This window comes from Enterobacter cloacae complex sp. ECC445 (assembly GCF_021892025.1).
GTDB lineage: Bacteria > Pseudomonadota > Gammaproteobacteria > Enterobacterales > Enterobacteriaceae > Enterobacter > Enterobacter chengduensis.
The window spans coordinates 48,937-74,754 of the sequence record NZ_JAKLRZ010000005.1; the positions used below are offsets into that span (position 1 = coordinate 48,937).

At 58.3% G+C, this 25,818-nt stretch carries 27 protein-coding genes; 5 read left to right on the forward strand and 22 right to left on the reverse strand.

Annotated elements, in window-relative coordinates; all coding sequences use genetic code 11:
- Positions 1 to 8: 8 nt before the first annotated feature.
- Complete coding sequence (locus L6R44_RS06355) at positions 9 to 1,436, reverse strand: non-oxidative hydroxyarylic acid decarboxylases subunit C (RefSeq protein WP_032643075.1); 1,428 nt, start codon at positions 1,434 to 1,436, stop codon at positions 9 to 11.
- Positions 1,426 to 2,028, reverse strand: coding sequence for a non-oxidative hydroxyarylic acid decarboxylases subunit B (locus tag L6R44_RS06360; protein ID WP_237423610.1), 603 nt, complete (start codon positions 2,026 to 2,028; stop codon positions 1,426 to 1,428). Before L6R44_RS06360 ends, L6R44_RS06355 begins: the two co-directional genes overlap by 11 nt.
- A 172-nt stretch (positions 2,029 to 2,200) precedes the next feature.
- Between L6R44_RS06360 and L6R44_RS06365 the strand changes: the two genes are divergently transcribed.
- Positions 2,201 to 2,608, forward strand: a complete 408-nt coding sequence (locus L6R44_RS06365; RefSeq protein ID WP_237423611.1) for a MarR family winged helix-turn-helix transcriptional regulator — start codon at positions 2,201 to 2,203, stop codon at positions 2,606 to 2,608.
- Here the strand turns inward: L6R44_RS06365 and L6R44_RS06370 are convergent.
- On the reverse strand, positions 2,605 to 3,492 hold the full coding sequence (locus L6R44_RS06370; protein WP_237423612.1) for a LysR family transcriptional regulator: 888 nt from the start codon (positions 3,490 to 3,492) through the stop codon (positions 2,605 to 2,607). The two genes, L6R44_RS06365 and L6R44_RS06370, sit on opposite strands and share 4 nt — an antisense overlap.
- Positions 3,493 to 3,599: 107 nt before the next feature.
- Between L6R44_RS06370 and L6R44_RS06375 the strand changes: the two genes are divergently transcribed.
- Together L6R44_RS06375 and L6R44_RS06380 are read left to right on the forward strand one after the other, a co-directional pair.
- On the forward strand, positions 3,600 to 4,802 hold the full coding sequence (locus L6R44_RS06375; RefSeq protein ID WP_237423613.1) for an MFS transporter: 1,203 nt from the start codon (positions 3,600 to 3,602) through the stop codon (positions 4,800 to 4,802).
- Positions 4,799 to 5,179, forward strand: coding sequence for a DUF4440 domain-containing protein (locus tag L6R44_RS06380; RefSeq protein WP_237423614.1), 381 nt, complete (start codon positions 4,799 to 4,801; stop codon positions 5,177 to 5,179). Before L6R44_RS06375 ends, L6R44_RS06380 begins: the two co-directional genes overlap by 4 nt.
- A 52-nt stretch (positions 5,180 to 5,231) precedes the next feature.
- Here the strand turns inward: L6R44_RS06380 and rpoS are convergent, their stop codons facing one another.
- The 13 genes from rpoS to cysG form a co-directional block, all read right to left on the reverse strand.
- Positions 5,232 to 6,224 carry an RNA polymerase sigma factor RpoS gene (gene rpoS, locus L6R44_RS06385; protein ID WP_008499600.1) on the reverse strand — a complete coding sequence of 331 codons (993 nt, stop codon included), beginning with the start codon at positions 6,222 to 6,224 and terminating at the stop codon, positions 5,232 to 5,234.
- Between the two features lie 59 nt (positions 6,225 to 6,283).
- The gene (gene nlpD / locus L6R44_RS06390) at positions 6,284 to 7,408 is read right to left on the reverse strand and encodes a murein hydrolase activator NlpD (RefSeq protein WP_237423615.1); all 1,125 of its coding nucleotides are present in this window, start codon (positions 7,406 to 7,408) and stop codon (positions 6,284 to 6,286) included.
- Between the two features lie 116 nt (positions 7,409 to 7,524).
- Positions 7,525 to 8,151, reverse strand: coding sequence for a protein-L-isoaspartate(D-aspartate) O-methyltransferase (locus L6R44_RS06395; protein ID WP_032643087.1), 627 nt, complete (start codon positions 8,149 to 8,151; stop codon positions 7,525 to 7,527).
- Complete coding sequence (gene surE, locus L6R44_RS06400) at positions 8,145 to 8,906, reverse strand: 5'/3'-nucleotidase SurE (protein WP_032643089.1); 762 nt, start codon at positions 8,904 to 8,906, stop codon at positions 8,145 to 8,147. Before surE ends, L6R44_RS06395 begins: the two co-directional genes overlap by 7 nt.
- Positions 8,887 to 9,936, reverse strand: a complete 1,050-nt coding sequence (gene truD, locus L6R44_RS06405; protein ID WP_237423616.1) for a tRNA pseudouridine(13) synthase TruD — start codon at positions 9,934 to 9,936, stop codon at positions 8,887 to 8,889. The genes surE and truD overlap by 20 nt, the downstream gene beginning before the upstream one ends.
- The gene (gene ispF / locus L6R44_RS06410) at positions 9,933 to 10,412 is read right to left on the reverse strand and encodes a 2-C-methyl-D-erythritol 2,4-cyclodiphosphate synthase (RefSeq protein ID WP_029741541.1); all 480 of its coding nucleotides are present in this window, start codon (positions 10,410 to 10,412) and stop codon (positions 9,933 to 9,935) included. The genes truD and ispF overlap by 4 nt, the downstream gene beginning before the upstream one ends.
- Positions 10,412 to 11,122 (reverse strand): 2-C-methyl-D-erythritol 4-phosphate cytidylyltransferase, encoded by a 711-nt coding sequence (gene ispD, locus L6R44_RS06415; protein WP_237423617.1) that lies wholly within the window; start codon positions 11,120 to 11,122, stop codon positions 10,412 to 10,414. The genes ispF and ispD overlap by 1 nt, the downstream gene beginning before the upstream one ends.
- Positions 11,123 to 11,141: 19 nt before the next feature.
- Positions 11,142 to 11,453, reverse strand: coding sequence for a cell division protein FtsB (gene ftsB / locus L6R44_RS06420; protein ID WP_008499609.1), 312 nt, complete (start codon positions 11,451 to 11,453; stop codon positions 11,142 to 11,144).
- 166 nt (positions 11,454 to 11,619) lie between these two features.
- The gene (locus L6R44_RS06425; RefSeq protein WP_032643095.1) at positions 11,620 to 11,946 is read right to left on the reverse strand and encodes a DUF3561 family protein; all 327 of its coding nucleotides are present in this window, start codon (positions 11,944 to 11,946) and stop codon (positions 11,620 to 11,622) included.
- Between the two features lie 58 nt (positions 11,947 to 12,004).
- Positions 12,005 to 12,610, reverse strand: a complete 606-nt coding sequence (gene cysC / locus L6R44_RS06430; protein WP_237423618.1) for an adenylyl-sulfate kinase — start codon at positions 12,608 to 12,610, stop codon at positions 12,005 to 12,007.
- Positions 12,610 to 14,034, reverse strand: coding sequence for a sulfate adenylyltransferase subunit CysN (gene cysN, locus L6R44_RS06435; protein ID WP_237423619.1), 1,425 nt, complete (start codon positions 14,032 to 14,034; stop codon positions 12,610 to 12,612). The genes cysC and cysN overlap by 1 nt, the downstream gene beginning before the upstream one ends.
- A 9-nt stretch (positions 14,035 to 14,043) precedes the next feature.
- A complete protein-coding gene (gene cysD, locus L6R44_RS06440; RefSeq protein ID WP_006811770.1) occupies positions 14,044 to 14,952 on the reverse strand; it encodes a sulfate adenylyltransferase subunit CysD in 909 nt (302 codons plus the stop codon).
- A gap of 9 nt (positions 14,953 to 14,961) precedes the next feature.
- Entirely contained in the window at positions 14,962 to 16,311 is a 1,350-nt protein-coding gene (cysG, locus tag L6R44_RS06445) for a siroheme synthase CysG (RefSeq protein WP_237423730.1), read from the reverse strand.
- Between the two features lie 246 nt (positions 16,312 to 16,557).
- Here cysG and L6R44_RS06450 point away from each other — a divergent pair, with 246 nt between their 5' ends.
- Entirely contained in the window at positions 16,558 to 17,601 is a 1,044-nt protein-coding gene (locus L6R44_RS06450) for an aminopeptidase (protein WP_032643103.1), read from the forward strand.
- A gap of 117 nt (positions 17,602 to 17,718) precedes the next feature.
- Here L6R44_RS06450 and cysH read toward each other — a convergent pair whose 3' ends face one another.
- Genes cysH through cysJ form a run of 3 tightly spaced genes read right to left on the reverse strand, consistent with a single transcriptional unit; the run spans position 17,719 to position 21,986 of the window.
- A complete protein-coding gene (cysH, locus tag L6R44_RS06455; RefSeq protein WP_032643105.1) occupies positions 17,719 to 18,453 on the reverse strand; it encodes a phosphoadenosine phosphosulfate reductase in 735 nt (244 codons plus the stop codon).
- A 15-nt stretch (positions 18,454 to 18,468) separates the two neighbouring features.
- Positions 18,469 to 20,181: an assimilatory sulfite reductase (NADPH) hemoprotein subunit gene (gene cysI, locus L6R44_RS06460; RefSeq protein ID WP_237423620.1), complete on the reverse strand. Its 1,713-nt coding sequence runs from the start codon at positions 20,179 to 20,181 to the stop codon at positions 18,469 to 18,471.
- The gene (gene cysJ, locus L6R44_RS06465) at positions 20,181 to 21,986 is read right to left on the reverse strand and encodes an NADPH-dependent assimilatory sulfite reductase flavoprotein subunit (RefSeq protein WP_237423621.1); all 1,806 of its coding nucleotides are present in this window, start codon (positions 21,984 to 21,986) and stop codon (positions 20,181 to 20,183) included. The genes cysI and cysJ overlap by 1 nt, the downstream gene beginning before the upstream one ends.
- A gap of 306 nt (positions 21,987 to 22,292) precedes the next feature.
- Between cysJ and queD the strand changes: the two genes are divergently transcribed.
- A complete protein-coding gene (gene queD / locus L6R44_RS06470; protein WP_032643111.1) occupies positions 22,293 to 22,655 on the forward strand; it encodes a 6-carboxytetrahydropterin synthase QueD in 363 nt (120 codons plus the stop codon).
- A gap of 88 nt (positions 22,656 to 22,743) precedes the next feature.
- On the opposite strand, the gene queE is transcribed toward queD, so the two are convergent.
- The 3 genes from queE to L6R44_RS06485 are packed head-to-tail and all read right to left on the reverse strand — an operon-like array spanning position 22,744 to position 25,736.
- Entirely contained in the window at positions 22,744 to 23,415 is a 672-nt protein-coding gene (gene queE / locus L6R44_RS06475; RefSeq protein WP_032643113.1) for a 7-carboxy-7-deazaguanine synthase QueE, read from the reverse strand.
- 54 nt (positions 23,416 to 23,469) lie between these two features.
- A complete protein-coding gene (locus L6R44_RS06480; protein WP_237423622.1) occupies positions 23,470 to 24,177 on the reverse strand; it encodes an N-acetylmannosamine-6-phosphate 2-epimerase in 708 nt (235 codons plus the stop codon).
- A complete protein-coding gene (locus L6R44_RS06485) occupies positions 24,177 to 25,736 on the reverse strand; it encodes a PTS transporter subunit EIIC (RefSeq protein WP_237423623.1) in 1,560 nt (519 codons plus the stop codon). Before L6R44_RS06485 ends, L6R44_RS06480 begins: the two co-directional genes overlap by 1 nt.
- Positions 25,737 to 25,818: the final 82 nt, after the last annotated feature.

Sequence of the window (25,818 nt, forward strand, 5' to 3'; positions counted from 1 at the left end):
TTTCCTCCTTATTGACGTGCTGCCAGCATCGCGGTCAGCTTTTCAGCCCAGGCTTTGGTTTCAGGCAGATCCTGTACCGGCTGGCTGTAGTGGCCCCGGGTATCCGGCGCGACGGGCGTAGTGGCATCGATAATCAGCTTGTCGGTAATGCCCGCCGGGCTGGATCCCGGGTCGAGTTCAAGCACCGACATGTTCGGCAACTGCACCAGATCCCCTGCCGGGTTCACTTTCGACGACAGCGCCCACATCACCTGCGGGAGGTTGAACGGGTCGACATCCTCGTCCACTACGATCACCATCTTCACGTAGCCCAGACCGTGCGGCGTGGTCATGGCACGCAAGCCGACCGCGCGGGCAAAACCGCCGTAGCGTTTTTTGGTGGAGATAATTGCCAGCAGACCGTGGGTGTACATCGCGTTCACCGCCTGCACTTCCGGGAATTCCGCTTTCAGCTGCTGGTAGAGCGGCACGCAGGTGGCTGGCCCCATCAGATAGTCAATCTCGGTCCACGGCATGCCGAGATAAAGGGATTCGAAAATCGGTTTGGTGCGATAGGAAACCTTGTCGATGCGAACAACCGTCATGTTACGGCCACCGGAATAGTGTCCGGTAAACTCGCCGAACGGCCCCTCGATTTCACGCTTGCGGCCTTCAATCACCCCTTCCAGGATCACTTCTGAACCCCACGGCACGTCGAAACCCGTCAGCGGCGCGGTGGCAATCGGGTACGGGCTTTCACGCAGCGCGCCGGCCATTTCATACTCGGACTGATCGTACTTCAGCGGCGTGGCGCCCATCAGGGTGATGATCGGATCGTTGCCGAGGGTGATCGCAATCGGCAGATCCTCGCCGCGCTCTTCCGCTTTGTGCAGGTGCAGGGCGATATCGTGCATCGGAACAGGCTGCAGGCCAAGCTTGCGCTTGCCCTTCACTTCCATACGGTAGATGCCGACGTTCTGCTTGCCGAAATTCTCCGGATCGAGCGGATCGCGCGAGACGACGCACGCTTTATCAAGATAGAACCCGCCGTCGCCGTCGTTCAGACGGAAAAGCGGCAGGATATCGAACAGGTTAATGTCGTCACCGTCGACCGTATTCTGCGCCCAGGCCGGATTGGCGCGGCGCTCCGGTGCAATCGGAAATGTATCCCAACGGCGAATAAATTCGTCGATCTGCTTTTTCACCGGCGTATTAGCAGGCAGCCCCATCGAAATGGCGTGGTTCTGCCAGGAGCCGATGGTGTTCATCACCACGCGGGCATCGGTAAAGCCACGAATATTGTCGAACCACAGCGCGGGCGCGCCGTCGCCAATGCGGCCGGTAGCGTTGGCTGCCGCCGCCAGATCCGGCTCGGCGTTGACCTCTTCCTCAATTTTCAGCAGTTGCCCTTGCTCATCGAGCGCCTGCAGGAAGCTTCTCAAATCATCAAATGCCATCTTTATTCTCCTGTGAAAAATGTTTCGCTTCCCGCAGTCCGTTCCAGCGGCGCGCTTTTTTATGCTCCAGACCGAACTGGTCAAGCACGCGGGTCACGATATGCTGGGTAATGTCATCGGCGGTTTGCGGGTGGTTGTAATACGCAGGCATGGGCGGCACCATCCCCACGCCCATGCGGGAAAGCGCCAGCATGTTCTCCAGATGAATGGTGCTGAGCGGCGTTTCGCGCGGAACCAACACCAGCTTGCGCCCCTCTTTCAGGATCACATCCGCCGCACGGCCCACCAGCCCTTCGGCGTAGCCCGCGCGGATCCCCGCCAGCGTTTTCATGCTGCAGGGAATGACGATCATGCCGTCGGTGCGAAACGAGCCGGAGGAGATAGTGGCGGCCTGATCGGCCGGGCTGTGGACAACGTCAGCCAGCGCGGCAACGTCCTGCGCGGTGTAGGGCGTTTCCAGCTCGATGGTGGTTTTTGCCCACTTCGACATGACCAGATGCGTCTCCACCTCCGGCATTTCCCGCAGCGCCTGCAGCAGCGCCACGCCCAGCGGAGCACCCGTTGCCCCCGTCATTCCGACTATCAATCTCATTCATCACCTCTATTAATTTGTTCGCGTACGAACATTGTAGATAAACTACTCCCGGATCGATTTTCTGACAAGATCGTTCGCACACGATCACACGAATGGCTAAAAAATGCCGCGTTATCATCCTGCGCGTTAGCGGCTATCATAGGGAGAGATTTTTTCTGTCGGAGTGTTCATGGAACTAAGACAAGAGGCGTTCCACCTGTTACGTCAGCTTTTTCAACAGCATACCGCGCAGTGGCAACATGCCTTACCGGAACTGACCAAGCCGCAGTATGCGGTTATGCGCTCCATTGCCGAGCATCCGGGCATTGAACAGGTGGCATTGACCGAAGTGGCGGTCAGCACCAAAGCGACCCTGGCGGAGATGCTCAGCCGGATGGAGGCGCGCGGGCTGGTCAAACGCGAGCACGATCCCGCCGACAAGCGCCGCCGGTTTGTCTTCCTGACGCCTGAAGGGGAAGCCCTGCTTGCAGGCTGTCAACCGGTTGGCAACGAGGTGGATGAGGCGTTTTTAGGCCGTCTTAGCAAGGCCGAGCGGGAGCTGTTCTCTGCGCTCATCAAGAAAATGATGCACGATTAATTCACCCTGGTGCGCATAAAATCGATAAAGGTGCGCACTTTCGCTGACACATGCCGGGCATCGGGATAAACCGCATAGATGCCCTGCCGCGCAAAGGTATATTCCGGTAAAACCGGGACCAGTTTTCCCCCATCAAGCGCATCGCGCGCCAGCCACTCCGGCAGCAACGCCACGCCACCGCCTCCGATCGCAAAGGCCATCAGGGCCTGAGCGCTGTCGGCAAACAGGCGCGGCGCTTTTTTTATCTCCAGCGTTTCAGGCGCACCGCCGGCATCTTTCACCTGCCAGCGCAGCGGCGAGGCCAGGCGCTCGTGAATAATCCAGTCCGCGTGGGCCAGCTGCGCAAGCGTTTCAACAGGATGGTTAGCGAGCCACCCGGGCGTCGCGACCGGGAGAATCGAGAAGTGCGAAATCAGCGCGGCGTGGTTGCGCGAATCGGCAAGCGTCCCTAGCCGGATGGCCACGTCAAAGCGCTCCGAGATAAGGTCCGCGTGCAGGGATGACGAAACATGCCGCACGCGAAGATCCGGATGCTGCTGCCTGAACTCGGCCAGCAGCGGCACCACCACCTGTGCGCCATATTCGGGCGTGGTCGTGATCCGCAGTTCACCGGTGAGCCCCGCATGGTTGGCGCGGACATCATCCTGCAGCCGTTCTGCATCCTTCAGTAGCGCCACGCTGCGCTGATGAAAAAGCGCGCCCGCCTCGGTTAACGTCAGGCGACGGGTGGAGCGCAGCAGCAGCGTAACGCCCAGCTCATCTTCAAGCTGGCGAATATTGAAGCTGACCACGGCTTTCATCAGCCCCATAGCCTCGGCCGCGGCAGTGAAACTGCCGGTATCGGCCACCGCGACAAACATCTGCGCCCGCTGGAGGTTAATCATCTTACGCCTTTAACTGTCAAAATATTTTTGACAGTATATCGCGCTTTGTCAGGTTTATCCGTGCTTCCCGGATCGATACGATACGCCACCTCACCGGAGGATCCACCATGACGTATCGCAGCAAAGTCGCCGCTGTTTATCTGCTGGGCTTTTTTCTTGATTTGATCAACATGTTTATTGCCAGCGTCGCCTTCCCGGCAATGGCTCACGCCTTTAACACCACGCCTTCAGCGCTTGCGTGGGTCAGTAACGGGTACATTGCCGGCCTGACGCTGGTGATCCCGTTCAGCAGCATCCTCACGCGCCGCATTGGACCAAAGCGCGTCATCCTGCTCTCGCTTTTTCTGTTCAGCGCAGCCTCTGCGGCGGCGGGCCTGTCTGCTACGCTTGAAGGTCTGATCGCCTGGCGCGTACTCCAGGGCGTGGGAGGCGGGTTATTGATCCCCGTCGGACAGGCGCTGACCTGGCAACAGTTTAAGCCTCACGAGCGCGCCAAGCTCTCCTCGGCGGTGATGCTGGTCGCGTTGCTTGCCCCCGCCTGCTCCCCTGCTATCGGGGGCCTGCTGGTGCAGGCGCTAGGCTGGCGGTGGATATTTTTCGCCACGCTACCGGTTGCTGTCGTGACCTTTGTGCTGGCCTGCCTGTGGCTTAAACACGAAATGCCCGCGATGAAAACGGCCAGACTGCTAAACCTGCCGTTGCTTGCGAACCCGCTTTTGCGCTTCTCTATGCTGGTCTATATCTGCGTACCCGGCATGTTTATTGGGGTGAACGTTACGGGGATGTTTTATCTTCAGCAGGTGGCGCACATGAGTCCGGCCGCGACGGGGATGCTCATGCTGCCGTGGTCCGTGGCATCTTTTGTCGCCATCACGGCAACGGGACGCTATTTTAACCGTATCGGCCCCCGGCCGCTGATCGTCTTCGGCTGCCTGCTGCAGGCGACGGGTATTCTGCTTTTGGTTAACGTCAGTTCAGCTACGCTGCTCCCTGCCGTTGCGTTTACCCTGATGGGCGCGGGGGGAAGCCTGTGCAGCAGTACGGCTCAGAGCAGCGCGTTTCTGACGACGCGCCCGGAAGAGATGCCGGATGCCAGCGCGCTGTGGAATCTGAATCGTCAGCTGAGCTTTTTTGCCGGAGGCCTGCTGCTGGCGCAGGCGCTGAACCTGGCGCAGGCCTGGCTAACGCCGCTCGCCGCCTGGCACGGGATGTTTATTTTTGCCGCAGGCGTGACCTTGCTGCCTGTACTGTATGCTTTTCGTCTTAACAATACGCAGGTGCTGAGCCAGCTGCGACAGGAGAATTCATGACGCCTTTCGAACACGACATTATCGACCTCCACATTGCGCTTGAAGAGTGGTTAGGCAAAGGGGAAGGCGACCCCGATGCCCTGCTCGCCCGCTTCAGTCCAGATTTTCTAATGATCCCGCCGGGCGGTGCTCATATCGACTTTAGCGGCCTGGTCAGCTTTCTGGAAAACCAGCGCGGAAGCCGTCCCGGGCTGAAGATCGTCATTGATGAACTATCCACAATCCAGCGCTGGGAGGGAGGCGCGGTGCTTCACTACCGGGAGACGCAAACCCGACCAGAGCTGCCCGTCAACGTGCGCTGGTCAACCGCGGTGCTCAATCAGGAAGGCGATCGGATAGTTTGGCGTCTGCTGCACGAAACGGCGGCACAGCCGTAACGCAAAAGAAAAAGGCCCGTCTCACGACGGGCCTTTTTTGACGAAAGGTTGCTTATTCGCGGAACAGCGCTTCGATATTCAGACCTTGCCCCTGCAGGATTTCACGCAGGCGGCGTAGACCTTCTACCTGAATCTGACGAACACGTTCACGGGTCAGGCCAATTTCACGGCCGACGTCTTCCAGTGTCGCAGCTTCATACCCCAGTAAACCGAAACGACGCGCCAGCACTTCACGCTGTTTGGCGTTCAGTTCGAACAGCCATTTGACGATGCTCTGCTTCATATCATCGTCCTGCGTGGTGTCTTCCGGGCCGTTGTCTTTTTCATCGGCCAGGATGTCCAGCAGCGCTTTTTCGGAGTCGCCACCCAGCGGGGTGTCAACCGAGGTAATGCGCTCGTTGAGACGCAGCATACGGCTTACGTCATCAACCGGTTTATCGAGTTGTTCGGCAATTTCTTCTGCGCTTGGCTCGTGGTCCAGCTTATGGGACAACTCGCGCGCGGTACGCAGATACACGTTCAACTCTTTGACGATGTGGATCGGCAGGCGGATCGTACGGGTCTGGTTCATAATAGCCCGTTCGATGGTCTGACGAATCCACCAGGTCGCGTAGGTTGAGAAACGGAACCCGCGTTCCGGGTCAAACTTCTCAACTGCGCGGATGAGGCCTAAGTTACCCTCTTCAATCAGGTCCAGCAGGGCCAGACCACGATTGCCGTAACGGCGGGCAATTTTCACGACCAGTCGCAGGTTACTTTCAATCATGCGACGACGCGAGGCAACATCACCACGCAAAGCACGACGTGCGAAATAGACTTCTTCTTCGGCCGTTAGCAGTGGGGAGTAACCAATCTCCCCAAGGTAAAGCTGAGTCGCGTCCAGTACACGCTGTGTGGCGCCCTGCGATAACAGCTCTTCTTCAGCCAAATCGTTATCACTGGGTTCCTCTTCTACTAAGGCTTTTTCGTCAAAAGCCTCTACTCCGTTCTCATCAAATTCCGCGTCTTCATTTAAATCATGAACTTTCAGCGTATTCTGACTCATAAGGTGGCTCCTACCCGTGATCCCTGAACGAGACACCCCGGCTGGCATGCCCCGTCAAATTATCGCTGCGGCAAGTACTGCAGCGGGTTTACGGATTTCCCCTTGTAACGAATTTCAAAATGCAAGCGTGTAGAACTGGTTCCGGTGCTACCCATGGTAGCGATTTTTTGCCCCGCCTTAACTTCTTGTTGTTCCCGGACCAGCATTGTGTCGTTATGGGCGTAGGCACTCAGGTAATCATCGTTATGTTTGATGATAATAAGATTACCGTAACCGCGCAGAGCGTTACCGGCATACACAACGCGCCCGTCTGCGGTCGCGATGATAGCCTGTCCTTTACTCCCTGCGATATCGATCCCTTTATTTCCCCCTTCGGAGGAAGAGAAGTTCTCGATAACCTTGCCGTCAGTTGGCCAGCGCCATGCAGAGATTGGCGAACTGGAGGTCATACTGCTGGCAGTCGGTTCAGTAGAGCTAACCACAGGTGCCGTTACCGGTGCTGTGACAGTAGTCGCAGTCCCTTTATTATTCGGCAACATTTTGTTAGCAGTCTGATCACCTGAGTCCTCAGAATACGTAATTACAGGTTGTGAAGCAACCACCGTGGTGGATTTTTGTGCAGGCTTAACGCTGTTATTTTGAGCCGTTACGTCGGCCGCTGAAACGGTGTTGCCAGGCGTCAGCGGCGTGCCCGTCGCGTTGCCTACCTGGAGCGTTTGCCCGACTTCCAGACCGTATGGGGCCTGGACGTTATTGCGCTGTGCGAGGTCGCGGAAATCGTTCCCGGTGATCCACGCAATGTAGAACAGCGTATCGCCGCGTTTCACGGTATAGGTGCTGCCGCCGGTGTAGCTGCCTTTCGGAATGTTCCCATACTGGCGGTTATAGACTATGCGGCCATTTTGGGTCTGAACAGGTTGTTCAACTGGCTGAACCTGCATTGGCTGTGTAACAGAATGTTGCACAGGCTGAATCTGTGGTGTTTGCTGCGGCGCAGCGGTACCCATTTTAGGCGGCGGCGTGATTAACATTCCGCTGGACGTGTTACCGGAGCCGCTGTTTCCACCGACGGAACTGACCGGCGCAGGCGCGTTGTTAGAACTTGTACAGCCTGCCAGCCAGAGTGAAACCAGTGATAATGCCGCAACACGGCTGATGGTGAATTTAGGGCTTCCCGCGCTCATTTATCCCCCAGGAATGTGTTAACTACCAGTGACTTAAAATTTACCGTGATGGCACGAATCTTTCGCGCCACACCATACGCTGAATTTGCCTTAATAACCCTGGATAAATCCGAGTCTCAGGCCAACTCCCCCTTCACCAGAGGCACAAAGCGCACGGCTTCCACGGTGTCGATAATAAACTCGCCGCCGCGCCGACGAACGCGCTTCAAAAGCTGCTGCTCATCTCCGACGGGCAGAACAAGAATGCCCCCTTCATCCAGCTGCGACAACAGGGCTGCTGGAATTTCAGGCGGGGCCGCCGTCACGATGATCGCGTCAAACGGGGCCCGAGCCTTCCAACCCTGCCATCCATCACCGTGTCGTGTCGAAACATTATGTAAATCCAGTTGTTTCAGGCGGCGACGCGCCTGCCACTGTAACCCTTTTATCCGCTCAACGGAGCAGACGTGATGAACCAGATGCGCCAGGATTGCGGTTTGATACCCCGAGCCGGTGCCGATCTCCAGCACGCGGGAGTCGGGCGTCAGCTCCAGCAGCTCGGTCATGCGCGCCACCATGTAAGGCTGCGAAATCGTCTGGCCCTGCCCGATGGGCAGCGCCACGTTTTCCCACGCTTTGTGCTCAAACGCCTCGTCTACAAATTTCTCACGCGGAACCTGGGCAAGCGCTTCAAGCACGTGCTCGTCGCGGATCCCCTGTGCGCGAAGTTGTTCCAGAAGAGTTTGTACACGTTTGCTTACCATTGCGCGTTCACTCCTGCGCGTTCCAGCCAGCCAGACACCACATCATGCGCGCTATACGCGGTTAAATCTACGTGCAGCGGGGTAACCGAAACATAGCCTTCATCCACGGCGGCAAAGTCGGTATCCGGACCCGCATCGCATTTATCGCCAGGAGGGCCGATCCAGTAAAGCGTGTTGCCGCGCGGATCCTGCTGCGGGATCACCTGATCGGCCGGATGCCGGCTCCCGCAGCGCGTGACGCGGATGCCTTTAATGTCATCCAGCGGGAGATCCGGCACGTTGATGTTGAGGATGCGCCCGGTACGCAGCGGCTCGCGGCCGAGCGCCCGCAGGATCGAACAGGTCACCGCGGCGGCGGTGTCGTAGTGCGTGTGGCCGTTTAATGAAACCGCCAGCGCCGGGAACCCCAGATGGCGACCTTCCATTGCGGCCGCCACGGTACCGGAATAAATCACGTCGTCGCCCAGGTTAGGCCCGGCGTTAATGCCGGAGACGACGATATCCGGACGCGGTCGCATCAGCGCGTTCACGCCCAGAAAAACGCAGTCGGTTGGCGTACCCATCTGCACGGCAATATCGCCATTTTCAAAGGTAAAGGTGCGAAGCGACGACTCCAGCGTCAGAGAGTTAGACGCTCCACTGCGGTTACGATCGGGCGCCACGACCTGCACATCCGCAAATTCGCGGAGGTGTTTTGCCAGGGTCTGAATGCCCGGCGCGTGAATCCCGTCATCGTTACTCAGCAATATTCGCATAATCACCCGAGGTGTTGATAAGTTCCCTGACAACGCTGGTGGCAAAGCTACCTGCCGGCAGCCAGAAGCGTAACTCGACGGTTACGTCATCCCACCAGTTCCAGCTTAGCTGCTGCGGGTAGAGCAGCATCGCGCGGCGTGCCGCGTCGACTTTTTCCCGCACCAGCAAGGATTGCAGTTCTGGCGCATCCGCTACGGCTGACTGCTCGGCGGCGAGAGCGTCGCCCTGCGTTCCCCAGTCGCCCGTACCGGGCAGCGCGGCGGTAATCATCAGCGCTTTTGCGTCCACGCGCGACTGCACATCGGCCATCTCTTCGGCCGTTGCCACAAACCAGCTTCCGCGTCCCGCTAATTGTAGCGCATCGCCAACAACAACTTGATTCGCGTCCGGTTTTTTCAGCCTTTCGCTCACAATCTGATTAAACAACGCGCTGCGGGCCGCCGACAACCAAAAACTGCGTTTATTCCTGTCACGCACCGGCGCATCGCTTTGCGCCCAGCGCAGCGCGCCCTGCATGTTGCTGCCGCCAATGCCAAAGCGCTGTGCGCCAAAGTAGTTCGGCACGCCGCGTTCATTGATAGCGTTTAGCCGTTTTTCAACGTCGTCACGGTTTGTCACTTCGCGCAGCACGAGGGTAAACGCGTTACCTTTCAACGCGCCCAGTCGCAGCTTGCGCTTGTGGCGGGCAAACTCCAGCACCTTACAGCCCTCAAGCTCAAATTTGCTTAAATCAGGCATCGTATTGCCGGGAACGCGCGCGCAGAGCCACTGTTCCGTGACGGCATGTTTATCTTTTTGCCCGGCAAAGCTCACTTCGCGGGCATGAATTTTAAGGAATTTTGCCAGCGCGTCGGCCACAAAGCGGGTATTGCAGCCATTTTTCAGAATACGCACCAGGATATGTTCGCCTTCGCCATCCGGCTCAAAGCCCAGATCCTCGACCACGAGGAAATCTTCAGGGCTGGCTTTCAGCACGCCGTTCCCCTGCGGTTTGCCGTGCAGGTACGTCAGGTTGTCGAAGTCCGTCATTTGCTCGCCTTCAGCAGCAGCGCCACGGCTTCACAGGCAATCCCTTCGCCGCGCCCGGTAAAGCCCAGCTTTTCGGTCGTCGTCGCTTTGACGTTCACGTCGTCCATATGGCAGCCCAGATCTTCTGCAATAAACACGCGCATCTGCGGAATGTGCGGCAGCATTTTCGGCGCCTGGGCAATAATCGTCACGTCGACGTTGCCGAGGGTGTAGCCTTTCGCCTGAATGCGGCGCCACGCTTCGCGCAGCAGCTCGCGGCTGTCTGCGCCTTTAAATGCCGGGTCGGTGTCCGGGAACAGCTTGCCGATATCCCCCAGCGCGGCCGCGCCAAGCAGGGCGTCGGTCAGCGCATGCAGCGCCACGTCGCCATCAGAATGTGCCAGCAGTCCTTTTTCATAAGGAATACGCACGCCGCCAATGATAATTGGGCCTTCTCCGCCAAAGGCGTGTACATCAAAACCGTGTCCAATTCGCATTATGCCTTCTCCTGATGGGTCGAACGGGTAAGATAGAATTCCGCGAGCTGTAAATCTTCCGGACGCGTCACTTTAATATTATCAGCACGTCCTTCAACAAGCGTTGGGTGGAAGCCGCAATACTCCAGCGCAGAGGCTTCGTCCGTAATGGTCGCACCTTCTTTAAGCGCTCGCGTTAAGCAGTCGTGGAGTAGTTCGCGGGGGAAATACTGGGGCGTCAGCGCGTGCCATAAATCGACGCGATCGACGGTGTGGGCGATAGCCTGTTTGCCCGGCTCGGCACGCTTCATGGTGTCGCGCACCGGCGCGGCAAGAATCCCGCCAACCTTGCTGGTTTCGCTCAGCGCCAGCAGGCGCGCAAGGTCGTCCTGATGCAGGCACGGACGCGCCGCGTCATGCACCAGTACCCAGGGTGCGTTTCCGGCAGCCTGAATGCCCGCCAAAACGGAATCGGCGCGCTCGGCGCCACCGTCAACGACGGTAATCTGTGGATGATTTGCCAGCGGTAGCTGCGCGAACCGCGCATCGCCAGGGCTGATAGCGATGATCACACGCGTCACCCGTGGGTGCGCCAACAGCGCGGCCACGGCGTGCTCGAGGATCGTTTTATCGCCAATAGAGAGGTATTGCTTGGGACATTCTGTCTGCATGCGCCGGCCAAAACCTGCGGCCGGCACCACGGCGCATACGTCCGAAAAAGTTACTGCCATGTCGTAATCCTGGGCCTGATTATCGATTGTTTTGTGCTGAGCCCTGATTGCGTTTAGACGCATCCGGTACCAGACGATAAAAGGTTTCGCCCGGCTTAGTCATACTGAGTTCATTGCGTGCGCGTTCCTCAATCGCCTCTTGCCCGCCATTGAGGTCATCAATTTCAGCAAAGAGTTGATCGTTTCGCGCCTTAAGTTTGGCGTTTGTTGCCTGCTGAGCCGCAACGTCATCGCTCACCCGGCTGTAGTCGTGCAGTCCGTTCTTACCGAACCACAGCGAATATTGCAGCCAGATTAGCAAAGCCAGCAACAGCAGCGTTAGTTTACCCATCCTGCCCCCTGAAAAACGGCATCATCATCCCAAGACTTCCCCAGAGCACTACGCCGGGGTAACAGAGATGCCGCAACATCGCGGGCAAATGTACCACATTTTTTCCGCAGAATCGTCCTGCACAATATCGTTACACAGTTGGTTACGGTTTGAATTATGGCTGAAGTTAGCCCATGAGCCACAAAAATAACAGACCAAACATCAGAACCACCGTCACAATCGTGACCACGGTGCTGTACAGGATCTTACCATTGAGCAGCGAATGAAGCGCAATGCCGACGACAACCGCCACGGGCATCAGCGCCAGAAAGAAAGGCCAGGTGTAGAGAAAGAAGAACAGCGTGTTGCCGCCGTAGATAAGAAACGGAATGCCCAGCGCCAGCAACCATGAGACGAACCCGATGATGGCCCCAGGAAATGACCAGGTCGTTTCGTCGTCGGTCGCGAGCGGTTCCGACCCGGTGGTGGTGATGTAATGTTCACTGTTGCGCATAGCTAATCCTGTGACCGTGACTCATCGTTCGGGAAGACAGCTCCCGAACGATACCGTCTCAGGATCTGATAATATCGTCCCGTCTGAGCAGGTCTAATAATTGGCTTACTAAATTTGTTACCAATTGTTGACCTTCCAGGTGAATTTCAGGCGATTCAGGCGCTTCGTACACCGCGTCAATGCCGGTGAAGTTGCGCAGTTCTCCGGCCCGCGCTTTTTTGTACAGCCCTTTCGGGTCGCGCGCTTCACAAATTTCCAGCGGCGTATCGACAAACACCTCGATAAAGCGACCCTGGCCCACGCGTTCGCGCACCGTCTGGCGCTCGGCGCGGTGCGGAGAGATAAACGCGGTCAGCACCACCAGCCCGGCGTCAGCCATCAGGCTGGCGACTTCGCCCACCCGACGGATGTTCTCTTTGCGGTCGTCGTCGCTAAACCCTAAATCGCTGCACAGGCCGTGACGCACGTTGTCGCCATCCAGCAGGTAGGTGCTTACGCCCTGCTGATGCAACGCCTCTTCCAGCGCGCCCGCCACCGTTGATTTACCCGAGCCGGACAGCCCGGTAAACCACAGCACCACCCCACGGTGACCGTGGAGTTGCTCACGCTGCGCGACGGTCACCGGATGAGGATGCCAGACGACGTTCTCATCATGAGCGGCCATTACTTGCCTCCCAGCAGATCGCGCGCGCCCCAGTGCGGGAAGTGTTTACGCACCAGCGCGTTCAGCTCCAGCTCGAAGGCGCTGAATTCAGATGCAACGGTCGCCTGCTCGTTTGGTTCACGAACCATCCCCGCGCCGACGGTAACGTTAGTCAGACGGTCGATAAAAATCAGCCCGCCCGTAACCGGGTTCTGCTGATACGGGTCCAGCACCAGCGGTTCGTCGAAGGTGAGATCGACCAGACCAATACCGTTCAGCGGAAGCTCGCTCACGTCACGGTGGGTCAGGTTGTTGATGTCCACCTGGAACTGAATGCCGTCCACGCGGGCGCGGGTTTTCTTGCCCGCAATTTTGATGTCGTAGCTTTGGCCTGCGGTCAGGGGCTGTTCCGCCATCCACACCACGTCCACGGACGCACCCTGCACGGCCGCCAGCGTTTCCTGCGCGTCGACCAGCAGGTCGCCCCGACTGATATCAATTTCGTCTTTAAGCACCAGCGTAACCGCTTCACCGGCACCCGCTTCCTGCAGGTCACCGTCGAAGGTGACGATGCGCGCGATGGTGGATTCCACACCGGACGGCAGCACCTTGACGCGCTGGCCGACCTTCACGGAGCCTGACGCGAGGGTGCCCGAGAAGCCGCGGAAATCGAGGTTTGGACGGTTCACGTACTGCACCGGGAAGCGCATCGGCTGGGTGTCGACCACGCGCTGAATCTCAACGGTTTCCAGCACCTCCAGCAGCGTCGGACCGCTGTACCACAGCATGTTCGCGCTCTGGGAGGCGACGTTATCCCCTTCCAGCGCCGAGAGCGGCACAAAGCGAATGTCCAGGTTGCCCGGCAGCTGTTCGGCAAAGGTCAGGTAGCTCTGGCGGATCTCCTCGAACGTCTCTTCGCTGAAGTTCACCAGATCCATCTTGTTAACCGCCACCACCAGGTGTTTGATCCCCAGCAGCGTCGAGATAAAGCTGTGACGACGGGTCTGATCCAGCACGCCTTTACGCGCGTCCATCAGCAGGATCGCCAGGTCGCAGGTGGATGCGCCGGTCGCCATGTTACGGGTGTACTGCTCGTGCCCCGGGGTGTCGGCGATAATAAATTTGCGCTTCTCGGTGGAGAAGTAGCGGTAGGCCACGTCGATGGTGATGCCCTGCTCGCGCTCCGCCTGCAGGCCGTCCACCAGCAGGGCCAGGTCGAGCTTTTCACCCTGGGTACCGTGACGCTTGCTGTCGTTGTGCAGAGAAGAGAGCTGATCTTCGTAAATCTGGCGCGTATCGTGCAGGAGGCGGCCAATCAGGGTGCTTTTCCCGTCATCCACGCTGCCGCAGGTCAGAAAACGCAGCAGGCTTTTGTGTTGTTGCGCGTGCAGGTACGCTTCCACGCCGCCTTCGTTGGCAATTTGTTCAGCAATAGTGGTGTTCATGGCGGCTCCTTAGAAATAACCCTGACGTTTCTTCAGCTCCATGGAGCCTGCCTGGTCGCGGTCAATCACGCGCCCCTGTCGCTCGCTGGTGGTGGACACCAGCATCTCTTCAATGATCTCCGGCAGCGTCTGCGCGCTGGATTCCACCGCGCCGGTCAACGGCCAGCAGCCGAGAGTACGGAAACGCACCATCTGTTTTTTAATCACTTCGCCCGGCTGCAGGTCGATGCGATCGTCGTCGATCATCATCAGCATGCCGTCGCGCTCCAGCACCGGACGCTCCGCGGCCAGGTACAGCGGAACGATCTCGATGTTTTCCAGATAGATGTACTGCCAGATATCCAGCTCGGTCCAGTTGGAGAGCGGGAAGACGCGGATGCTTTCGCCCTTGTTAATCTGGCCGTTGTAGTTGTGCCACAGCTCCGGACGCTGGTTTTTCGGATCCCAGCGGTGGAAGCGGTCGCGGAAGGAGTAGATACGCTCCTTGGCACGCGATTTCTCTTCGTCACGGCGCGCGCCGCCGAAGGCCGCGTCAAAACCGTATTTATTCAGCGCCTGCTTCAGCCCTTCGGTTTTCATGATATCGGTGTGCTTGGCGCTGCCGTGCACGAACGGGTTAATGCCCATCGCCACCCCTTCCGGGTTTTTATGCACCAGCAGCTCGCAGCCGTAGGCTTTCGCGGTACGGTCGCGGAATTCGTACATTTCGCGGAATTTCCAGCCGGTGTCCACGTGCAGCAGCGGGAACGGCAGCGTACCCGGATAAAACGCTTTACGCGCCAGATGCAGCATGACGCTGGAATCTTTACCGATGGAGTACATCATCACCGGGTTAGAAAACTCGGCGGCCACTTCGCGGATAATATGGATACTCTCCGCTTCGAGCTGCCGCAGGTGTGTAAGACGTTTTTGGTCCATAACCGTTCCTTAAGCCAAATTTACGACAGAAGAGCCAAAGCCTTCTGCATCGGTTGTGTGCTGAAACCAGGCGAGCGTGCTGTGCAGCTGCACCACTTCACCCACCACGATAAGGGCGGGCATCGGGGCGTCTTTCGCCAGGGTTGCAAGATGTTCCAGGGTCCCCGTCGCAACGTGCTGATCGACGCGGGTGCCGCGAGAAATAACGGCAACGGGCGTCGTCGCCTCGCGACCGTGCTGAATAAGCTGTTCGCTGATGTCTGCCGCCTTCATGGTGCCCATGTATATCGCCAGCGTCTGGCGGCTCTGGGCGAGATGCGACCAGTCAAACGGCGTGCTGTCGGCCTTGTAGTGGCCGGTCACAAAGGTGACGCTCTGGGCGTAATCGCGGTGGGTCAGCGGGATACCGGCATAGGCCGTTACCGCAGAGGCCGCCGTAATGCCGGGCACCACCTGGAACGGTACGCCCGCTTCGGCTGCCGCCTGCAGCTCTTCGCCGCCGCGACCGAAAATAAACGGATCGCCCCCCTTCAGGCGCACCACGGTTTTACCGGCTTTGGCGGCGTCAACCAGCATCCGGTTGGTGTCGTGCTGCGGCACAGAGTGCTCGCCCGCCCGCTTGCCGACGCAGATTTGCTCCGCGTCGCGTCGGATCAGCTCGCGCACGCCGTCGGTGACCAGATGATCGTAAAACACCACGTCCGCGTCCTGCAGCACCTGCAGGCCGCGCAGCGTCAGGAGCCCGGCATCGCCAGGCCCCGCGCCCACCAGAATGATTTCCCCGCCCGTGCTGCCGGGGTTATCCAGTTCGTCTTCGAGAATTTTCTGCGCCGCGGTCTCATTGCCGGCCTGCATCAGGCTGGCAAAGCGGCCGCGAAACACGCGCTCCCAGAAGCGACGGCGTTCCGTCACGCTGGTCAGGCGGGTTTTCAGGTGGTTGCGCCAGTAGCTGGCCTTCTCCGCCATGCGCCCGAGGCTGGTCGGCAGTAGCGCTTCGATTTTTTCCCGCAGCACGCGCGCCAGCACCGGTGCGGTACCGCCGGAGGAGATCGCCACCAGCAGCGGCGAACGGTCAACGATCGACGGGAAAATAAACGAGCATAAAGGCTGATCGTCCACCACGTTCACCAGGCGGTAACGGGCCTGAGCGGCGTCGGAGATCCGCCGGTTCAGTTCGCGGTCTTCGGTCGCCGCAATCACCAGCACGACGCTGTCGATCTGTGATTCGTCAAAGTCCGCTCCTGCAACTACCCGCACCTGCGCCCCTGCGCGATGAAGAAACGCGATTTTGCGATCGGCGATTTCACCCGTGCCAACAACCAGCACCGGCTTCTCTTTTATCCCAGCAAATAAGGGCAGATAGTCCACAAGCAACAACTCACTAACAACGAGGAATAAAGGGACTATAGGGGGCGGCTTAGACCGAATGAAATTACGAATTGGAATGAGTAGTTACTCAATGGAATAACGCCGTGAAAATGCTAATACCAAAAAGTGCTTAACACGCGACATTTCGGGCATTTAAGAACAATTCAAATTGTGTATGGACGATCACAGTTTCATACTAGACGGGTTATTATTTTGCTCTGTTTTTAAGGACTCACTATGTTTTCCGCAATGCGCCACCGTATTGCTGCCCTGGCGCTCGGCGTTTGCTTTATTCTTCCCGCTCAGGCAAAAAACCCACCTTATGGTGAAATCGCCAATATGCAGGCTCGGCATATTGCCACGGTCTTCCCTGGCCGCATGACCGGCTCGCCTGCGGAAATGCTCTCCGCCGACTATCTTCGCCAGCAGTTTGCCGACATGGGTTACCAGAGCGATATCCGGTCGTTTCACAGCCGCTACGTTTATACCTCACGAAATAAAACGAAAAACTGGCATAACGTGACCGGCAGTACGGTGATTGCGGCACACGAAGGCAGCGCAAAAGAGCAAATTATTATTATGGCGCACCTTGATACTTACGCCCCGATGAGCGATGCCGACACGGATAACAATCTCGGCGGGCTGACGCTGCAGGGCATGGACGACAACGCTGCAGGCCTGGGCGTGATGCTTGAACTGGCCGAGCGGATGAAAGATATCCCCACCCGGTATGGCATTCGTTTTGTGGCCACCAGCGGTGAAGAAGAGGGCAAACTCGGTGCAGAGAATCTCCTTAAGCGCATGAGCGCTGAGGAGAAGAAAAATACGCTGCTGGTGATCAATCTCGATAACCTGATCGTCGGCGACAAGCTCTATTTTAACAGCGGGCAGAGTACGCCCGGTACCGTGCGGAAACTGACGCGCGACCGGGCGCTGGCTATTGCCCGCAGCCATGGCGTATATGCCACCAGCAATCCCGGCGGGAACCCGGATTATCCGCGAGGCACCGGCTGCTGCAACGACGGCGAAGTGTTCGATAAGGCAGGCATTCCGGTGCTGTACGTGGAAGCGACAAACTGGGCGCTGGGCAAGAAAGATGGCTATCAGCAGCGGGCGAAAACGAAAGCCTTCCCGGACGGGACAAGCTGGCACAACGTGATGCTGGATAATCAGCAGCACATTGACAGCGCGCTGCCGCAGCGGATTGAACACCGCAGCCGGGACGTGGTGAAGGTGATGCTGCCGCTGGTGAAGGAGTTGGCGAAAGCGGGAAAAGCCTAGTACTTATTTTCCCCTCGCCCCTGCCCTCTCCCCAAAGGGGCGAGGGAGAAAAGACGGCTCCGAGCAATCCCCTCTCTCCTTTGGGGAGAGGGTTAGGGTGAGGGGGAGGTTAAGGAATTACCCTTCGTGCAATCCGCACTCGCGCTTCAGCCCAAAGAATCGCGTCTCTTCTTCCGCCATTCCCGGTTCCCATTTGCGCGTGGTGTGGGTGTCGCCCACCGACAGGTAGCCCTGGTCCCACAGCGGATGGTACTTCAGCCCGTGTTTTTGCAGGTACTGATACACCGTCCGGTTATCCCAGTCGATTATCGGCAGCACCTTGAAGACCCCGCGCTGAACCGCCAGCACGGGCAGCGTGGCCCGGCTGCCGGACTGCTCGCGGCGCAGGCCCGCAAACCACGTCTGCGCGTTAAGCTCTTTCAGCGCCCGGTTCATCGGCTCAACTTTGTTGATCTCATTGTATTTCTCAATGCCCTCAACGCCCTGCTCCCACAGCTTGCCGTAGCGCGCCTCCTGCCAGGCCGCGCTTTCCGTCGCGCGGTAGACTTTCAGGTTCAGCCCGAGCCTGTCCGTCAGCTCGTCAATAAACTGGTAGGTTTCCGGGAACAGGTAGCCGGTGTCGGTGAGGATCACCGGAATGTCCGGACGGATCTGATTCACCAGATGCAGGCTGACCGCCGCCTGAATACCAAAGCTCGACGAGAGCACATAGTCTCCCGGCAGGTTTTCCAGCGCCCAGGCCACGCGCCCTTCGGCGTCCAGCTTTTCAAGGTGGGCGTTGGTTTCTGCCAGTGCCAGAATGCGTTCGACTTTTGGCAGGTCATTAAGGGCGTTTAGATCGAGTACGGACATAATTACCTCTCGTGGTTACTCCCAGAAATCCCTTGCGGGATCGAGCACCGGGCGAATGATGCCCGCACGCACCGTAAAGTCGCCGAAGCCTTCACCCGCTTCGCGCTCTTTCGCCCAGCGCCCGACAAGCTCGTCGATGGAATCAAGAATTTCCGGCTCGGTGATGTTCTCGCGGAACATGCGCGGAATGCGCGTGCCGATACGGTTACCGCCCAGGTGCAGGTTATAGCGACCCGGCGCTTTCCCCACCAGCCCCAGCTCGGCAAGCATCGCGCGGCCGCAGCCGTTCGGACAGCCCGTCACGCGCATAACAATATGCTCGTCCGGAATGCCGTGTTTTTCCAGAATCGCTTCCACTTTGTCGGTAAATGACGGCAGGAAACGTTCCGCTTCGGCCATCGCCAGCGGGCAGGTCGGGAACGACACGCAGGCCATGGAGTTTTCACGCTGCGGCTTCACCGCGTTCATCAACCCATGATCGCGCGCCAGCTTCTCGATTTTCGCCTTCTGGCTCTCCGGCACGCCGGCAACGATCAGGTTCTGGTTGGCGGTAATGCGGAACTCGCCCTTGTGGATCTTCGCGATTTCCAGCAGGCCGGTTTTCAGCGGACGGTCCGGATAATCCAGAATACGGCCGTTTTCGATAAACAGCGTCAGGTGCCATTTATTGTCGATGCCTTTCACCCAGCCAATGCGATCGCCGCGGCCGGTGAATTCGTAAGGGCGGATCGGCTCAAACTTGATGCCCGCGCGACGCTCAACTTCTTCTTTGAACGTCTCGACGCCCACGCGCTCCAGGGTGTATTTGGTTTTCGCGTTTTTACGGTCGGTGCGGTTGCCCCAGTCGCGCTGGGTCGTCACCACCGCTTCCGCCACGGCCAGCGTGTGCTCCAGCGGCAGGAAGCCGAACTCGCTCGCGGTGCGGGCGTAGGTTTTCTTGTTACCGTGCTCGATGGACAGGCCCCCGCCCACCAGCAGGTTAAAGCCGACCAGCTTGCCGTTTTCGGCAATCGCCACGAAGTTCATGTCGTTGGCGTGCAGGTCGATATCATTCTGCGGCGGGATCACGACCGTGGTTTTAAACTTACGCGGCAGATAGGTCTGGCCGAGAATCGGCTCTTCGTCGGTGGTCGCGACTTTCTCCTGATCGAGCCAGATCTCCGCATAGGCGCGGGTGCGCGGCAGCAGGTGCTCGGAGATCTTCTTCGCCCACTCGTATGCTTCGGCGTGCAGCTCGGACTCGTACGGGTTCGAGGTGCAGAGCACGTTACGGTTCATGTCGTTGGCGGTGGCCAGCGCGTCCAGCCCGACGGAGTGCAGCATCTGGTGTACCGGCTTGACGTTCTTCTTCAGAATGCCGTGGAACTGGAAAGTCTGACGGTTGGTCAGGCGGATGCTGCCGTAAATCGTGTTTTCACCCGCGAACTTGTCGATGGCCTGCCACTGTTTAGTGGTGATCACCCCGCCCGGCAGGCGGCAGCGCAGCAGCATCGCGTGACGCGGCTCCAGCTTCTGTTCGGCGCGCTCGGCGCGGATATCGCGGTCGTCCTGCTGGTACATACCGTGGAAACGGATCAGCAGGAAGTTGTCGCCTTTGAAGCCGCCGGTGAGACCGTCATTCAGATCTTCAGCAATGGTGCCGCGCAGGTAGTTGCTCTCTACCTTCATGCGCTCGGCGTCTGTCAGTTTACCTTCGACCACCAGTGGCCCTGGATGTTTTTCGCTCATTAGTAGACATCTCGCTGATAACGGCGCTCAACGCGCAGCTCACTTAAAAATTCGTCCGCCGTTTCGGCATCCATACCGCCGAATTCGGCAATCACTTCCAGCAGTGCCTGCTCAACGTCTTTCGCCATGCGATTGGCGTCGCCGCAGACATAAATGTGGGCACCGTCATTGATCCAGCGCCACAGCTCTGCGCCCTGTTCGCGCAGTTTGTCTTGTACGTATACTTTTTCTTTCTGGTCGCGGGACCAGGCCAGATCGATGCGGGTCAGCACGCCTTCTTTCACATAGCGCTGCCACTCAACCTGGTAGAGGAAATCTTCGGTGAAGTGCGGATTGCCGAAGAACAGCCAGTTTTTACCCGGCGCGCCGTCTGCCGCGCGCTGCTGCATAAAGGCGCGGAACGGCGCGATGCCGGTGCCCGGGCCGATCATGATCACCGGGGTTTCCGGTTTCGCCGGCAGGCGGAAGTTGTCGTTGTGCTCGATAAACACGCGCACTTCGCCCTCTTCCTCCACGCGGTCCGACAGGAAACTTGATGCCCCACCCGCACGGGCGCGGCCTTCGATGTCGTAGCGCACCACGCCGACGGTAACATGCACTTCACTCTCCACTTCGGCCTGGGATGAAGCAATGGAGTAGAGGCGCGGGGTCAGCGGACGCAGCAGGCCGATCAGCGCATCGGCATCCAGCTGTGCCGGAGAGAAGCGCACCATGTCGACAATCGGCGTCGTCGCGGCGTAATGCTGCAGCTTCGCTTTGTCGCCCACCAGCGGCAGCAGGGATTCACTGCGCGTGAGGGTGGCATAATTCTCGACGATGTTCGGGGTGTTGACCGTCAGTTCAAAGTGCCACTGCAGGGCGTCGGAAAGCGGCTGGGTTTTGCCGTCAACGGTGACGGGCTCGTCGCCCTTAAGCCACAGCAGCTCAACCAGCTCTTTCACCAGCGCCGGATCGTTCTGATACCAGACGCCCAGCGCATCGCCAGGCTGGTAGCGCAGACCGGAATCGCCCAGATCGATTTCGATATGGCGGACGTCTTTTTCCGAGTCGCGGCCGGTAATTTTCTGGTTCACGGACAGGCTTGCCGTCAGCGGCGCCTCTTTGGTGTACGGGCTGGTGTGGATGTCGTTAACGGCTCCCGTCGCGGTGAACGCGGCCTGCGCCGACGTCTCTTTCGGCACGCGCGCTTTTAGCACCTCAACGATGCGCGCACGCCATTCATCGGCGGCGGCCTGGTATTCGACATCCGCGTCAACGCGGTCCAGCAGGCGCTCTGCGCCCAGCTCCGCCAGCCTGCTGTCGAAGTCTTTGCCGGACTGGCAGAAGAATTCATAGGAGGTATCGCCCAGGCCAAATACGGTAAACGCCGTACCGTCCAGCTTCGGCGCTTTTTTCGAGAACAGGAACTTATGCAGCGCCACCGCTTCTTCAGCGGGTTCACCTTCACCCTGCGTGGAGGCAACCACCACCAGCAGTTTTTCCGACGCGATTTGCTTGAATTTATAATCCCCGGCGTTGACCAGGTTCACGTTCAGCTTGGCAGCGAGCAGGTCGTCGCGAAGCCGCTCGGCCACGCGGCGGGCGTTGCCCGTCTGCGAGGCGGAAATAAGCGTAATCGCGGGAATTTCCACAGCCGTTGCCGGTGCGCCCGCGACAGCGCCAGGCTGCTGATTAAGCATTCCCCAGAAATAACCGGAGACCCAGGCAAGCTGAGTGGGAGAAAAATCAGAGGTGGCAGCCTGAAGGCGCGCCAGTTGCTCCGGGTTCAGGGGAAGCAAATTTGAAGGTGGGGCCTGTGTTGTCATGCGTCGTTATGTTCCAGTAGCCAAGCGGACTTTAAGCGAATAAATCCAAACTGAAGATAAGGTTAACGGCGAGGATAATAACAATTAAAGAAGGGATGGAAATAATAAATAACCAAATGGACTAACCTGTTTTGGTTGTCACGCTTAGCGATAAAAACGATTAATTAACCCACTGAAAAACATCGATAAAAACAACTAAAAACGCCTGTTAACGAGACGCCAGGCTTCAGAGCCGTTTTAGTTAATGCTAAAAATTGTGCTTTCCGGTACTATGCGGCGGTTTTTTCCGCATTACTGAGAGCGATCATGTCCACCACACTGTTTAAAGATTTCACCTTCGAAGCCGCCCACCACCTTCCACACGTTCCTGCCGGACACAAATGTGGCCGTCTGCACGGGCATTCGTTCATGGTGCGTCTTGAGATCACCGGTGAAGTTGATCCGCATACCGGTTGGATCATGGATTTTGCCGAGCTGAAGGCGGCGTTTAAGCCGACCTACGATCGTCTGGATCACTACTACCTGAATGAGATCCCGGGCCTTGAAAACCCGACCAGCGAAGTGCTGGCAAAATGGATTTGGGATCAGATGAAGCCGCTGGTGCCGCTGCTGAGCGCGGTTATGATCAAAGAGACCTGTACCGCTGGCTGTATCTATCGCGGGGAGTGATGCTTGCCGGTTGGCGGCTTCGCCTTACCCGGCCTACAAAAGCCTCGAACCGTAGGCCCGGTAAGCGCTAGCGCCACCGGGCTTTTTTTTAGGCAATATTCAGGTACTTGTGCGTCTGCATCGACAGACGCCAGTTGCGCGCAATACAGGTTTCAATGCACAGGCGCGTCGCATCCTCTTTCTGGCTGATAGGCTGCAGGGCAATCACCCGCTGCTTTTCATCCGTCAGCGTGGCCAGCAGTTCATCCAGCGCTTCAATATCGCGCACGCGCCCTACCGGGTGCTTAATCTCATCCGCGCGCTCCAGCGCCTGAGACAGCACGTCATACCCGCCGCGCATATTCACTTTTGGCGATACCGTCACCCAGGTCGCGTGCGAACAGCGCACTTCGTGGGTGCCGCTGGTTTCAATCTGGCAGCTGTAGCCGTTCTTTTCGAGCAGCTCGGTCAGCGGCGTCAGATCGTGGATGCAGGGTTCACCGCCGGTGATCACGACGTGGCGCGCCGTCCAGCCCTGACGACCAATAATGGCCAGCAGATCTTCTGAACTGCCCGCGCCCCACTTATCGCTCTCTTTGGTTTTCGCCAGAATGCTAAACAGCGACACTTCCCGATCTGCGAGCTTATCCCACGTATGTTTGGTATCACACCAGGCACAGCCAACCGGGCATCCCTGTAAGCGAATGAAAATAGCGGGAACGCCGGTAAAGTAACCCTCGCCTTGCAGGGTCTGGAACATCTCGTTAATCGGGTACTGCATAGTCATCTCAGTTAAGGGGATAAACGATAAGTATCGCAGATCCCCGCCGGATGGTCATGCTCCATCGGTGCTTTGCGCGCCAATCGCCGCCATAAACCGTTCAGTGATTTGCTGCGGACGGGTGATTGCGCCGCCGACAACAACCGTATGCGCACCCAGCGCAAGGCATCTGGCCGCGCGTTCAGGCGTATCGACGTTGCCTTCGGCCACCACGGGCACCGTCACGGCAGCGAGGACTGCCTTCAGGAACGCGCAGTCGTTCTCCGGAAGCGAATGGCCCGCCGTTTCGGCCGTATAGCCGTAAAGCGTGGTGCCGATGCAGTCAAAGCCCAGCGCCTGCGCCGTCACGGCCTCTTCGATCGTGGCAATATCCGCCATCAGCAATACCGCGGGATAGCGCGAGCGGATGCGCGTGACCAGCGCTTCCAGGGAATCCCCACCGGGACGCTCCCTCGCCGTGGCATCAAGGGCAATCATGTCCGGCGCAACCGTCATGAGCTCATCCACCTCTTTCATCGTCGCGGTAATGAACACGTCGCTACCGGGATAGTCACGCTTGATGATGCCGATAACCGGCAAAGAGACCTGCTCCTTAATGGCTACAATATCCACCACGCTGTTAGCGCGGATAGCCGCCGCCCCGCCCTGCGCGGCAGCGAGCGCCATCCGCGACATAATAAACGGGCTGTGCAGCGGTTCATGTTCCAGCGCCTGACAGGAGACGACCAGTTTTCCCTTCAGGTTATCCAGTACAGTTTTCATTACGATAAGCTCTCTTCCACTTCATTTTTGATAATGGTGACGTGCGGGCCATAAATGACCTGAACCCCGTTACCGCGCACGATAACGCCGCGCGCGCCGGTGGCTTTCAGCCCCGCTTCATCCACCTTGCTGCCGTCTTTCACCGTAACGCGAAGGCGCGTGGCGCAGCAGTCGACCTCGTCCAGATTGTCCTTTCCGCCTAACCCGGCGATCACCGCCGCAGCGCGCTCGCTTTGCGGGAGGCTCACTTCATCAACCATCGCCGCCTTTTCACGGCCCGGCGTGGCGAAATCAAAGCGGTTAATCAGGTAGCGGAAGGTGAAGTAGTAAAGGAAGAACCACGGCACGCCGACCAGCGGAACGAACATCCAGTGGGTTTTGGCCTCCCCCTGCAAAATGCCGAACAGCACGAAGTCGATGAAGCCGCCGGAGAAGGTTTGTCCGATCGTGATATGCAGCATGTGCGCAAGCATGAAGGCCAGCCCGTCAAACAGCGCATGAATGACGTAAAGCACCGGCGCAATAAACAGGAAGGAGAACTCGATAGGCTCGGTAATCCCGGTCAGGAACGAGGTTAACGCCGCAGAGAGCAGCAGCCCGGCAACGCGCTTTTTGTTTTCAGGCCTGGCGGTGTGGTACATCGCCAGGCACGCGCCGAGCAGGCCAAACATCATCGTAATAAAGCGCCCGGACATGAAGCGCGACGTGCCTTCATAAAACTGACGCGTGGTCGGATCGGCCAGCTGGGCGAAGAAGATCCGCTGCGTGCCCTCCACCAGATGACCATTGACGATCTCGCTGCCGCCGAGCGCGGTGGTCCAGAACGGCAGATAGAAGATGTGGTGCAAACCAAACGGCCCCAGCATGCGCAAGATGAAGCCGTACAGCAGGGTGCCCAGATAGCCGGTGGCGTCCACCAGCCCACCGAGGCCAAAGATCAGCTTCTGAAAATGCGGCCAGACCACGGTCATTGCTGCCCCAACGAGTATTGCCGCCAGCGAGCTGATAATCGGGACAAAGCGCGAGCCGCCAAAGAACCCGAGGAACTGCGGAAGCGCAATTTTATTAAACCGGTGATGGAGCGCGCAGGTCACCAGCCCAATCACCACGCCGCCAAAGACGCCGGTTTCCAGCGTCTGGATCCCCAGCGTCATGCCCTGCCCCACGGCGCCCGGGTTCTCGTGCGCCAGCGTGCCGGTGAGGATCAGCAGCGCGTTGATGGTGGCGTTCATCACCAGAAACGCGAGGAGCGCCGCCAGCCCGGCCGTACCCTTGTCGCTTTTTGCCAGCCCGACGGCAACCCCCACCGCAAACAGCACCGAGAGGTTCGCAAACACGATCGAACCCGCGCTGCTCATGATGGTGAAAATGGCCTGCAGCCAGCCCACGTCTAAAAACGGATAAGCCGCCAGCGTATTGGGATTGGATAACGCGCCGCCTATCCCCAGCAGCAGACCCGCCGCAGGCAGCACGGCGATGGGCAACATAAAGGATTTGCCAAAGCGCTGCGCTTTTTCAAACCATCCCCCCGAAGAAGCCCCACTGAACATTTGCATCATTTTTTCATCTCCCCATTATTGGATGAAAATTTTTACCATATAAATATTTAATAGTGAAAATTTTCATCAATAACCAGGACGA

Coding starts and splice junctions, on each gene's coding strand:
- surE (WP_032643089.1), bottom strand. CDS start 8,906: ATGCGAATATTGCTGAGTAACGATGACGGGATTCACGCGCCGGGCATT.
- nlpD (WP_237423615.1), bottom strand. CDS start 7,408: ATGAGCGCGGGAAGCCCTAAATTCACCATCAGCCGTGTTGCGGCATTA.
- queD (WP_032643111.1), top strand. CDS start 22,293: ATGTCCACCACACTGTTTAAAGATTTCACCTTCGAAGCCGCCCACCAC.
- L6R44_RS06425 (WP_032643095.1), bottom strand. CDS start 11,946: ATGCGCAACAGTGAACATTACATCACCACCACCGGGTCGGAACCGCTC.
- L6R44_RS06355 (WP_032643075.1), bottom strand. CDS start 1,436: ATGGCATTTGATGATTTGAGAAGCTTCCTGCAGGCGCTCGATGAGCAA.
- cysJ (WP_237423621.1), bottom strand. CDS start 21,986: ATGACAACACAGGCCCCACCTTCAAATTTGCTTCCCCTGAACCCGGAG.
- cysI (WP_237423620.1), bottom strand. CDS start 20,181: ATGAGCGAAAAACATCCAGGGCCACTGGTGGTCGAAGGTAAACTGACA.
- ispF (WP_029741541.1), bottom strand. CDS start 10,412: ATGCGAATTGGACACGGTTTTGATGTACACGCCTTTGGCGGAGAAGGC.
- L6R44_RS06380 (WP_237423614.1), top strand. CDS start 4,799: ATGACGCCTTTCGAACACGACATTATCGACCTCCACATTGCGCTTGAA.
- L6R44_RS06365 (WP_237423611.1), top strand. CDS start 2,201: ATGGAACTAAGACAAGAGGCGTTCCACCTGTTACGTCAGCTTTTTCAA.
- L6R44_RS06375 (WP_237423613.1), top strand. CDS start 3,600: ATGACGTATCGCAGCAAAGTCGCCGCTGTTTATCTGCTGGGCTTTTTT.
- cysD (WP_006811770.1), bottom strand. CDS start 14,952: ATGGACCAAAAACGTCTTACACACCTGCGGCAGCTCGAAGCGGAGAGT.
- rpoS (WP_008499600.1), bottom strand. CDS start 6,224: ATGAGTCAGAATACGCTGAAAGTTCATGATTTAAATGAAGACGCGGAA.
- ftsB (WP_008499609.1), bottom strand. CDS start 11,453: ATGGGTAAACTAACGCTGCTGTTGCTGGCTTTGCTAATCTGGCTGCAA.
- L6R44_RS06370 (WP_237423612.1), bottom strand. CDS start 3,492: ATGATTAACCTCCAGCGGGCGCAGATGTTTGTCGCGGTGGCCGATACC.
- ispD (WP_237423617.1), bottom strand. CDS start 11,122: ATGGCAGTAACTTTTTCGGACGTATGCGCCGTGGTGCCGGCCGCAGGT.
- L6R44_RS06480 (WP_237423622.1), bottom strand. CDS start 24,177: ATGAAAACTGTACTGGATAACCTGAAGGGAAAACTGGTCGTCTCCTGT.
- cysC (WP_237423618.1), bottom strand. CDS start 12,610: ATGGCCGCTCATGATGAGAACGTCGTCTGGCATCCTCATCCGGTGACC.
- L6R44_RS06485 (WP_237423623.1), bottom strand. CDS start 25,736: ATGATGCAAATGTTCAGTGGGGCTTCTTCGGGGGGATGGTTTGAAAAA.
- queE (WP_032643113.1), bottom strand. CDS start 23,415: ATGCAGTACCCGATTAACGAGATGTTCCAGACCCTGCAAGGCGAGGGT.
- L6R44_RS06450 (WP_032643103.1), top strand. CDS start 16,558: ATGTTTTCCGCAATGCGCCACCGTATTGCTGCCCTGGCGCTCGGCGTT.
- L6R44_RS06360 (WP_237423610.1), bottom strand. CDS start 2,028: ATGAGATTGATAGTCGGAATGACGGGGGCAACGGGTGCTCCGCTGGGC.
- L6R44_RS06395 (WP_032643087.1), bottom strand. CDS start 8,151: ATGGTAAGCAAACGTGTACAAACTCTTCTGGAACAACTTCGCGCACAG.
- cysN (WP_237423619.1), bottom strand. CDS start 14,034: ATGAACACCACTATTGCTGAACAAATTGCCAACGAAGGCGGCGTGGAA.
- cysH (WP_032643105.1), bottom strand. CDS start 18,453: ATGTCCGTACTCGATCTAAACGCCCTTAATGACCTGCCAAAAGTCGAA.
- truD (WP_237423616.1), bottom strand. CDS start 9,936: ATGACGGACTTCGACAACCTGACGTACCTGCACGGCAAACCGCAGGGG.